Below are 9,844 nucleotides of genomic sequence, written 5' to 3' on the forward strand. Positions count from 1 at the left end.
AAAGACCGCGAAGTCAAAAAACTTCAGTCAAGTTTGCAATTTAGAACATCTCAGCAAATAGACAAAATTATTCAAATAAATTTAAAATATGAAGTTCGCAGTAAATTTAACCATTAACACAGCTAGAACTTAATCAAAATCATGTGCAGGCGAGCTAGACCACAAAATCAAAGACAAAAAATCAGCCAAGCCATTAGCCAAATTTATAAAAATTTAGAATTTGCTCTGCCGTGGCAAAGACGCCAAAGCAGAGCAAATTTAGGCTCATTCACCAAATTTAGCAAGCGCTCTTTGGTAGTCCTCTTCGCTATCGATGCCGATACTTTGACTTTCAACCTCCAGCATCGCTATCTTTTTGCCATTTTCTAGGGCGCGCAGCTGCTCGAGCTTCTCGGTGTTTTCAAGGCTTGAAGGCAAGAGGCCGCAAAACTCTTTTAGGCTCTTTACACTGTATCCGTAGATGCCAAGGTGCGCCTTGTAGCTTTTACACTCGCTTCTGTTAAATGGTATCCTTGATCTTGAAAAATAAAGCGCATAGCCCTCAAAATCAGTCACCACTTTGACTAAATTTTTATCATCCGCAAACTCATCGTCCATCTTTTTGTAGCAAGAAAACATAAAGGCATTTTGCCTATTTTGCTCGCAAAATGCCCTAAATTTAGCGATATTTTCAGGCTCGATAAATGGCTCATCAGCCTGAACATTTATGATGATCTCGCTCTCACTTAGCCCCAAAATTTGCGCCGCTTCGTTTATCCTGTCAGTGCCACTTTGATGATCTTTGCTAGTTAGCACAGCTTTTATGCCGTGAGCCTTGGCGATATCAAGCACGCTTGGCTCATCTACAGCAACCGCTACATCGTCCACGCCGCTTACTCTAAGAGCCGTCGCCACAAACATCGGCACGCCGTTTATCTCTTTTAAAATTTTATTACTAAACCTTGTTGAGGCAAGGCGGGCTGGGATGATTATCATCGCTCGATCCATTCTAGGACGCACTTTTCGATCTCGTCCTCTTTTATGATATTTTTATGTAAAATTTTCGCGCTAAATAGCGAATTTATCGAGCTTGGCACGCTGTCATTTAAGATTTTAGCAGTCTTTGCTAGCGCATCTTTTTCATCTTTCGTATCTTTGATCTGGCACGCCTTGATCATGCTTGGCGTAAATTTCACCCAATGCGCGGTCGATGTGATGACGTTTATGCGGCTAGTATCCACCATTTTAAAGCAAGTAGCCGTATGCGGATCGATCGCGTAGCCGTTCTTTGCGAGCTTTGCGATGTATGCCTCGCACTCTTTATCGTCGCACCAGCTAGCCTCAAAGTCCTCTTTTAGCGCTTCAAGCTCTTGCTTGCTAAGTTTATAAAATTTATCTTTTGCAAGGCTTTGCATGAGTTCATTGCTTCTAACGCTGCCAAATTTATCAAACAGCAAGCGCTCGACGTTTGAGCTTATCAAAATGTCCATAGCTGGGCTTATCGTCTTAACCAGCTTTTTGTCTCTTAGGTCGTAAACGCCGGTGGTGAAAAACTGCGTCAAGATGTTGTTTGCATTTGAGGCGATCTTGATCTTGCCGATCTTTGCGCCCATTTTTTTAGCGTAATACGCCCCAAGAGCGTTGCCAAAATTTCCGCTTGGTACGATGATGTCAAAGCTCTCGTTTGCCTTAAGTGCCTTTTGCTTTAGCAAATTTGCGTAAGCGTAGGCGTGGTAGATGATCTGAAAGAGAATTCTGCCAAAATTTACCGAGTTTGCCGCACTTAGTTTAAGGCGCTTTTTCTTAAGCTCAGATTTAAATTTATCATTTGCAAGCAGCGTTTTTAGCGCTCTTTGAGCGTCATCAAAGTCGCCTTTTATGCCAAAAACCTTTAAATTTTCACCTTGCATAGTCTGCATCTGAAGCTTTTGCACCTCGCTCGTGCCGCCATCTGGATAGAGGCAAACGACCTTGATATTTTCATCATTTGCGAAGGTTTGAAGTGTTGCAGGGCCCGTGTCACCGCTAGTTGCGCACATGATAAGGTATCTTTCGCCCCTCTCTTTTGCTAGCTGGCTAAGCAGCGAGCCAAAGGGCTGAAGCGCCATATCCTTAAATGCCCTAGTTGGGCCGTGATAGAGCTCATTTACGTATAAATTTTTATCTATTTTTTTAAAAATGACTGGGTGCTTTGGATCATCAAAGCTTGCATATCTCTTGAGCGCTTTTTTGAAAAACGCCTCTGGCACGTCAAATTTAAACAGCGAGATGATGTGAAGTGCGAGCTTTTCGTAGCTTAGGCTTGAGAGCTCTTGCCACTTTGCCTTTGTGATCTTTGGTAGCTTCTTTGGCGCGTAAAGTCCGCCGTGAGCTGAGCTTGGGCTAAGCATGGCTGTGCTTAAATTTACATTTTTTACCTTTTCATCTTTTACGCTTCTAGTTGGTGTTAGTCTCATTTTTTGCCTTTTTTGGTTGATTTTTTTATCCAATTTTCATATTTTTTAAAAACCTCTTTTGGCTTAAGCGCCAAAATTTCTGGGGTTTCGTAGCTGTGGTGCTTTCTTATAAATTTAGCTACTTTTTTAAATTTCACGTCCGTTTTTATGAGTAAAATTTGCTCTTTTTCATCACAAAGCTTCTCTTGCCAAAGATAAATGCTCTTTGCACTAAAGCTACTCACACAAGCTGCAAGGCCCTTTTTCACGAGCTTTTTGCTTAGTTTTTTTGCCTCTTTTTTCTTTGCGACTGAGGTGATTAAAATTCTCATTTTGATCTAAATTTTCCTTTTAAAAAGTGGCTCATTATAACAAAATGGGCTTAAATTTGCTGTGCCAAAACCTTTTTAAACTCCTCACTTAGCGTAACTTCAAGCGTGATAAGCGATACTGGAAGTCCAAAATCATTTACCTTTACATAGTCTTTTTGTGTCATCAAAAGCGAGGTGGCGCCGTAACTTTGCAAAATTTCACTTAACTCTTCTTTTGAAAAGTTGTAGTGGTCAGGGAAAAATACCTGTCCCACGCACTCGCTAAAAAATGACTCAAGGCGCGCTGGGTTTGCTATGGCGGTAACTAGCACCATTTTTTCGCTTTTATTTAAAATTTCACTCTTTCTAAAGTGAGTTTGCCCCTCGCACGCTATAAAATTGCCAAATTTATAAAAGCTAAATGGATATCTATAAGCCCCGCTTGGCAGGCAAAGCTTTAGCTTTGGCTCTGGGTTTGGACGCACCAAGATGTCAAATTTGGCTATGTCAAATTTAGAAAATCCATCATCCAGCAAGATATACTTTGCGCCCTGCTTTTTGGCGTAGTCTATGGCTACTTTTCTATCTTCGCTTACGATCACATTTGCGTTTTTAAGGCTTGTGGCATATATCATCGCCTCATCGCCACTTGCCGCCACGTCAAGTAAAATTTCGCCATCCCTTGCGACAACTTGCATGCCCTTGCTCTTTCTTTTATAGCCTCTAAGAATGATAAAAGCGCCACTGAAATTCTTAGCGATAGCGACGCAAAGTGGGGTCTTGCCACTTCCTCCAAGGGTTAAGTTTCCAACGCTTATTATCTTTATACCAAAGTCCTTTTTTTGCGCGCTAAATTTCTTGCAAACAACGACTAGAGCGTAGATAAGACTTAGTGGTAAAAGTAAAAAAGCTAGTAAAATTTGAAAGAAATTTGGGCGAAAGAAGTAGTCGTTCGCCCAAGAGTGTAAAAGGATGTTAAATTTCTTAAACACGAGATTTAGAAATTTCTTTTACCGTGTTGCAGATGTATTGCACCTCTTCGTCGCTCAAACTATGATAGATAGGTAGCGACAAGACTTGTTGATACGCTTTTAGAGCATTTGGGAAGTCATTTACTTTAAGCGAATATTTATTTTTATAATAGCTTAGCAAATGTATCGGTATGTAGTGCAGCGAAGTGTGAATTCCACGCTCCAAAAGCTCTCTAGCAAAGCTGTCGCGGTTTTTATTTATCTTGATGATATATTGAGTGTAGATGTGCTCGCGTTTTTTGACTGGAGTTGTGATGTTGTGACACTCTTTAAGCTCTTTATCGTAAATTTCAGCGATCTTTTTTCTGCGTTTTATAAGCTCGTCTGTCTTTTCTAGCTGAGCGATAGAAAATGCCGCATTTATCGAGTTTATGTCGTATTTTAAACCTATATCAACGACGTCGTAGATGTAGCTTAAACTACCAAATTTATCTATACCATTTACAAGGGCGTAGTTACGAAGAAGTTTTGCTTTTTTATAGACCTCTTCGTCATTTGTCGTGAAAAATCCAACTGTAGAGATAGGATTTTGCACGCGTGAGTTTGTCTGAAAGCATGATAAAAACGAGTCTGAACCAACCTTTTTGCCATTATATGTTAGTCCTATGCCTCGGTTTGCATCATCTAAAACGACGATGCCGTATTTTTCGCAGATAGCCTTTATCTCATCAAGCTTAGCGCTTTGTCCAGCGATGTGTGAGATAAAAGCACATTTTAATTTTTTGTGATTTTGCTCTTTTAGCACCTTTTCAAGGGCTTCTGGGCTGATGTTAAAGTCCTCTTCGTCGATATCAACAAAGATAGGCTCAGCATCAAAATGTCTAACTGCTTGAGCCACGCTAGGGAAGGCATTTACTGAGCAGATGACCTTGTCACCGCGCTTTGTATCCATCGCACTTAGAGCCAGATGATGCGCTGCTGCGATGTTATTTGTAGTGACAACAAATTTAGCACCAAAGTACTCTTTTAGCTTTTCTTCAAATTTAGCAACCGTATCGGTGGTATTTTCAGAATGCAAAGCCTCTTCGATAAGCTCACTCTCACGCTCAGTGATAGTTGGTTTGTAAAACGGAATTTCTCTCATCTTTAATCCTTTAAATTTTCACTATCAACGGCATTTGTCGTTTAAACCTGTTTGACACAACTCTATTTTCTATATCCAAGACCGCTTTTGATCCAAACTTTTTGATGACCTGCTCCTTGTTATTTTCTAAATTTTGTAAAATCTCGTCGATAACAGCATAGCTGTAACCTATGTCGCCCTCGTCGCTTTGTCCATCCCAAAGATCAGCAGAAGGCGCTTTTTTGATAAAATTTTCATCAACACCAAGATATTTTGCAAATTCAAAAATTTCACTCTTATAAAGCTCTCCGATAGGATTTATCGCGCACGCCAAATCCCCAAATATCGTGCCATAGCCAAGCATAAGCTCACTTTTGTTGCTTGTGCCGATGACTAGAGCGTTTATACTAGATGAATAATCATAAAGCAAGCTCATTCTAACTCTAGCTGCTAAATTCCCTTTTCTTAAATTGCTTAAATTTGCATCTATCGTTTCGTAAAAAGCATTTAAAATGCCCTCTATGGATAAAACCTTGTATTTTATGTTTAGTTTTTCGCATAGATTTAAGGCATCGTCCATATTTTCCTTGTTTGATGATGCTGTTGGCATGATGAGTGCATGAGTTTCATCTGGCTTTGCTCTCGCACAAAGTGTCGCAACCACAGCAGAATCAATACCGCCGCTTACGCCTAATAGTAGTTTTTTACCTTTAGTTTTATCTTTTAAGCTAAAAACTAAGGTTTCTTCTATTTTTTGATACCCCTTCATTGTCCCTTTGCCTAAATTTGCTTCCTTTTGCAAAAATTATACTAATTAAATTTAAAATTTTTCTTTAAGTTTAAGTAAAAAGATGCAAATATTTAAGAAATAATAAATTTAAGGTAAAAAATGAGAGTAATGCATAAAAATTTTGGCGATTTTGGAACAAATTGCTACATCGTTACCAAAAATGGCTCAAGTTTGGTGATAGATCCAGGCGACGGCGCAAAAGAGTGGGTTTTGCAAAATGCACAAAATTTAAAGGCGATACTTTGCACTCATGGGCATTTTGACCATATTTACGACGTGAGCGAGCTAAAAAATGAGCTAAAAATCCCAGTTTATATCAATAAATTTGATGCTTTTATGTGTGAGAGTGACATTTTTGGCTATATGAAAAACACCTTTGTGCCAGATGTTTTAGCTCAAGGCGATGAGAGCTTTGTAGTGGGTGACTTTTCTTTTAAATTTCACCATTTTCCAGGGCATACACCGGGTTGCTCGATGATAGAGATAGATGACGCGATCTTTAGTGGAGATTTTTTATTTAAAGGTAGCATCGGACGCTGGGATTTTCCATTTTCAGACAAAAACGAGATGCTAGAAAGCCTAGAAAAATGCAAAAGTCTAAAGGGTGACTTTGTACTTTACCCAGGACACGGCGAAAGTAGCACGCTAAAAGCCGAGCAACAAGAGCTTGATAGATGGGTAGAGATCGTTAAAAGGTCTTGATTTTTGGAGCGCGACTAAATTTTTGCATTTTAGAAATTCGTACTTATCTTACAAGATGATGTCGTGAATGTGTGTTAAGAAGTGTTTAGAAATCTAAATTTATGAGTTAAATTTAAAGAGCAAGGCTGGTTGCCCTGCTCTAGGAGTTTTACTCGACTTCAGCGTCTATGACGTCGTCGTCTTTTTTGTTGTTGCCGCCGTTTGCGCCAGCGTTTTCATCTTTTTTATACATAGCTTCTGCAAGTTTGTGGCTAGCTTTGCTTAGAGCTTCTACTTTTGCATCGATTTGCTCTTTTGAAGAGTTTTCATCTTTTAGAACCTCTTTTAGATCATTTAGCGCAGCTTCGATGTTGCTTCTATCATCAGCTGGGACTTTCTCGCCAAGCTCGCTCATGCTCTTTTCAGTTTGATGAACTAGTGCATCGGCTTGGTTTCTAGCTTCAACTGCATCTTTGCGTTTTTTATCCTCTTCTTTGTGAAGCTCAGCGTCTTTTACCATGCTATTTATCTCATCTTCGCTAAGACCGCTTGATCCTGAGATAGTGATGTTTTGGGCTTTGCCAGTTGCTTTATCTTTTGCTGAAACGGTCAAAATTCCGTTTGCATCGATGTCAAATTCGACTTCGATTTGAGGCACGCCTCTTGGAGCTGCTGGGATGCCCTCTAAGTTGAAGTTACCAAGTGATTTATTATCCCTTGCAAACTCACGCTCACCTTGTAAAACCATGATAGTAACGGCACTTTGGTTATCTTCTGCAGTTGAGAAAACTTGACTTTTCTTAGTTGGTATAGTTGTGCCTTTTTCGATGATCTTAGTCATCACGCCGCCAAGTGTCTCGATACCAAGGCTAAGTGGAGTAACGTCAAGAAGTAGCACGTCTTTAACGTCGCCTTTTATAACCGCACCTTGGATCGCAGCACCGATAGCTACGACTTCATCTGGATTTACGCTCTTATTTAGCTCTTTGCCAAATGCCTTTTTAACCTCTTCTTGAACAAGTGGCACACGAGTTGAACCACCGACCATTACGACCTCTTTGATGTCGCCCTTGCTTAGACCTGCATCTTTGATGACTTCATTTATCTTAGTGATAGTCTCGCCCACAAGTGAGTCGATCATGCCTTCAAATTTGGCACGAGTTAGCTTTTTGACAAGGTGTTTTGGACCAGTCGCATCAGCTGTGATAAATGGTAAATTTATCTCAGTCTCTTGAGCTGAGCTTAGCTCTTTTTTAGCATTTTCAGCGGCTTCTTTTAAGCGTTGAAGCGCCATGATATCGCCTTTTAGATCGATACCAGTTTCGTTTTTAAACTCACTTACTAGCCAGTCGATGATCTTGTTATCAAAGTCATCACCACCTAAAAATGCGTTACCGCCAGTTGCCAAAACTTCAACGATATTATCGCCAGTTTCAAGCACTGTAACGTCAAATGTACCACCACCTAGGTCATAAACTAAAATTTTCTCAGCCTCTTTTTTATCAAGACCATAAGCAAGCGCCGCAGCTGTCGGCTCGTTGATGATACGAAGCACATTTAGTCCTGCGATCGTTCCAGCCTCTTTTGTAGCCTTTCTTTGGCTATCGTTAAAGTATGCAGGCACAGTGATAACCGCATCTGTTACCTTTTCGCCAAGGTATGCTTCAGCGTCTTCTTTTAGTTTGATAAGAATTTTTGCTGAAATCTCTTGCGGAGTATAGACCTTACCAGCGATCTCAACCGCGCAAGCGCCATTTCTATCTACAACGTGATATGGCAAGCGAGCCTTTGCCTCTTCAGCATTTTTTTCATTACTCATCAAACCCATGATACGTTTGATAGAATATATCGTTTTTTCAGGGTTTGTAACTGCTTGACGTTTTGCAACATCACCTACTAGAATTTCACCTTTGTCTGTAAAAGCAACGACAGATGGAGTTGTGTTTTTGCCCTCTTTGTTTGGGATAACCTTGCTCTCGCCGCGCTCAAAAACGCTCACACAAGAGTTTGTTGTACCTAAGTCTATACCTATAACTTTTGACATATTTTTCCTTTATTAGATTTATTTTTTAAATTTAGTTTGCCACACTGACCATAGCTGGGCGCAAAACCCTACCATTTATCATATAGCCTTTTTGTAAAGCTTGCACGATCTGACCGCTTTGCTTCTCCTCGCTATCGACCCTTAAAACGGCATTATGCACATTTGGATCAAACTCGGCATCAGTTGCGATCTCGCTCACACCATGCTTTTCAAAACATTTCTTGAACTGATTTATCGTTATCAAAATGCCCTCTTTGATCTTTTTAGCAAATTCATCATCTTCTGGGTCAAAATTCGCAGCGATCTCGAGTGCATCGATGACTGGCAGCAAGTCTCTCGCAAATTTCTCATTTGCATAGCTTGCAACGTCTGCTTTCTCTTTTTCATAACGCTTTTTGATATTTTCAAACTCAGCATTTGCTCTGTAATATTTATCAGTGATCTCGCCAAGCTCTTTTTCGAGCTTCTCCACTTTTGAGATATCGCCAAGTGCGTCTAAATTTACGCTATCGCTAGCTGCCTCTTGCACAGGCTCGACCTCAGGCAGATTTTGCTCTTTTACCTCTTCGCTCACGCGGCCTCCTTTATTAGATTTATAAATTTCACATAATCAGTATAAACACTGCCAGCACAGATCATCTGCGCCTCGCTACCAAGGTAGTTTGCTTTAAATTTAAGCCCCATGTAATTTTCGTCAAACATAGGAGAAAATGTAAGTTTTTCGTCCATCTGCAAGCTAAAACTTGGGTCAAAAACCATCTTAAAGCGTCTATCCTTAAACATATCAAAGGCTAAAATTTCGTTTTCTTGGAAGTAAATTTTAGTCCTTTTAAGCTCTCTTATCTTGTTTTTTAGTTCGCTTAAGCCAACTTGAGAACAGATAAGCTCAAGCTTGTCTAAACTAACTCCGATAAGGTTGTTTAAAAATTTATACATCCTAGCGTCAAATTTGACGACGATCTCATCGCCACTAAAATTTAAAACTAGATATCTATCATTTAAATTTAAAATTTCTAGCAACTCCTTATCGATCGTGCCAAAAATCATACAATAAAGCTCAAACTCATCACAGAGCATCTTTAAGCTTCTTGGGTCATTTATCTTTAAATTTATGTCGCTCTCAGTAAAAATTTCACTCCAATATCTCCTCATCGCAGCGATAGTTGGGATCCTGCCACCACTGATGTGAAGTTTTGTGATCTCACCCTCATCTGAAAGCTTTTTGAAATAAACACGTATCGTAGATGCCGGTATCGCCACGCTCATGCGAGAGCCAAGCTCGTTTGAGCCAATAGGCGCATTGTTCTGCAAATAGGCTTCAATGATAGAATTTAGTATCAAATCGCGTTTATTTGTTTTACTCACTTTTAGCACTCTTTCTTTTTAATTGCTAAGCGGATTATACAACTTTAGTTTATCAATGTCAAGTATATAAGTTAAAAAAATTTATTTATATATATTTAGCCTATATAACTAAACTTTTCTAATGCCTATAATATAAGCTTTGCGC

General features: G+C 39.7%; 10 protein-coding genes. 1 reads left to right on the forward strand and 9 read right to left on the reverse strand.

All coding sequences use genetic code 11. The features are described 5' to 3' along the window. Positions 1–264: 264 nt before the first annotated feature. Genes kdsB through CYP84_RS09490 form a run of 6 tightly spaced genes read right to left on the reverse strand, consistent with a single transcriptional unit; the run spans position 265 to position 5,588 of the window. On the reverse strand, positions 265–975 hold the full coding sequence (gene kdsB, locus CYP84_RS09465) for a 3-deoxy-manno-octulosonate cytidylyltransferase (RefSeq protein ID WP_103637379.1): 711 nt from the start codon (positions 973–975) through the stop codon (positions 265–267). Beyond that, a complete protein-coding gene (gene thrC, locus CYP84_RS09470) occupies positions 972–2,435 on the reverse strand; it encodes a threonine synthase (RefSeq protein WP_103637380.1) in 1,464 nt (487 codons plus the stop codon). The genes kdsB and thrC overlap by 4 nt, the downstream gene beginning before the upstream one ends. Further along, positions 2,432–2,746, reverse strand: coding sequence for a divalent-cation tolerance protein CutA (gene cutA, locus CYP84_RS11480; protein ID WP_002942674.1), 315 nt, complete (start codon positions 2,744–2,746; stop codon positions 2,432–2,434). The genes thrC and cutA overlap by 4 nt, the downstream gene beginning before the upstream one ends. A gap of 50 nt (positions 2,747–2,796) precedes the next feature. After that, the gene (locus CYP84_RS09480; protein ID WP_021084494.1) at positions 2,797–3,717 is read right to left on the reverse strand and encodes a tetraacyldisaccharide 4'-kinase; all 921 of its coding nucleotides are present in this window, start codon (positions 3,715–3,717) and stop codon (positions 2,797–2,799) included. Next, on the reverse strand, positions 3,710–4,840 hold the full coding sequence (locus tag CYP84_RS09485; RefSeq protein WP_103637381.1) for a DegT/DnrJ/EryC1/StrS family aminotransferase: 1,131 nt from the start codon (positions 4,838–4,840) through the stop codon (positions 3,710–3,712). Before CYP84_RS09485 ends, CYP84_RS09480 begins: the two co-directional genes overlap by 8 nt. A 10-nt stretch (positions 4,841–4,850) precedes the next feature. After that, positions 4,851–5,588, reverse strand: a complete 738-nt coding sequence (locus tag CYP84_RS09490) for an NAD+ synthase (protein WP_103637382.1) — start codon at positions 5,586–5,588, stop codon at positions 4,851–4,853. A 120-nt stretch (positions 5,589–5,708) separates the two neighbouring features. Between CYP84_RS09490 and CYP84_RS09495 the strand changes: the two genes are divergently transcribed. Further along, positions 5,709–6,311, forward strand: a complete 603-nt coding sequence (locus CYP84_RS09495; protein ID WP_103637383.1) for an MBL fold metallo-hydrolase — start codon at positions 5,709–5,711, stop codon at positions 6,309–6,311. 148 nt (positions 6,312–6,459) lie between these two features. On the opposite strand, the gene dnaK is transcribed toward CYP84_RS09495, so the two are convergent. The 3 genes from dnaK to CYP84_RS09510 are packed head-to-tail and all read right to left on the reverse strand — an operon-like array spanning position 6,460 to position 9,699. Beyond that, a complete protein-coding gene (dnaK, locus tag CYP84_RS09500; RefSeq protein WP_103637384.1) occupies positions 6,460–8,334 on the reverse strand; it encodes a molecular chaperone DnaK in 1,875 nt (624 codons plus the stop codon). A gap of 31 nt (positions 8,335–8,365) precedes the next feature. After that, the gene (gene grpE, locus CYP84_RS09505) at positions 8,366–8,908 is read right to left on the reverse strand and encodes a nucleotide exchange factor GrpE (protein ID WP_009294121.1); all 543 of its coding nucleotides are present in this window, start codon (positions 8,906–8,908) and stop codon (positions 8,366–8,368) included. After that, the gene (locus CYP84_RS09510; protein ID WP_103637385.1) at positions 8,905–9,699 is read right to left on the reverse strand and encodes an HrcA family transcriptional regulator; all 795 of its coding nucleotides are present in this window, start codon (positions 9,697–9,699) and stop codon (positions 8,905–8,907) included. The genes grpE and CYP84_RS09510 overlap by 4 nt, the downstream gene beginning before the upstream one ends. Between the last annotated feature and the right edge of the window lie 145 nt (positions 9,700–9,844).

Source organism: Campylobacter concisus, from assembly GCF_002912425.1.
GTDB lineage: Bacteria > Campylobacterota > Campylobacteria > Campylobacterales > Campylobacteraceae > Campylobacter_A > Campylobacter_A concisus_AH.

What these genes read in the sequence shown, in the direction of transcription:
- CYP84_RS09495 (WP_103637383.1), top strand. Translation starts at nt 5,709, where the DNA reads ATGAGAGTAATGCATAAAAATTTTGGCGATTTTGGAACAAATTGCTAC.
- dnaK (WP_103637384.1), bottom strand. Translation starts at nt 8,334, where the DNA reads ATGTCAAAAGTTATAGGTATAGACTTAGGTACAACAAACTCTTGTGTG.
- kdsB (WP_103637379.1), bottom strand. Translation starts at nt 975, where the DNA reads ATGATAATCATCCCAGCCCGCCTTGCCTCAACAAGGTTTAGTAATAAA.
- CYP84_RS09490 (WP_103637382.1), bottom strand. Translation starts at nt 5,588, where the DNA reads ATGAAGGGGTATCAAAAAATAGAAGAAACCTTAGTTTTTAGCTTAAAA.
- CYP84_RS09485 (WP_103637381.1), bottom strand. Translation starts at nt 4,840, where the DNA reads ATGAGAGAAATTCCGTTTTACAAACCAACTATCACTGAGCGTGAGAGT.
- cutA (WP_002942674.1), bottom strand. Translation starts at nt 2,746, where the DNA reads ATGAGAATTTTAATCACCTCAGTCGCAAAGAAAAAAGAGGCAAAAAAA.
- thrC (WP_103637380.1), bottom strand. Translation starts at nt 2,435, where the DNA reads ATGAGACTAACACCAACTAGAAGCGTAAAAGATGAAAAGGTAAAAAAT.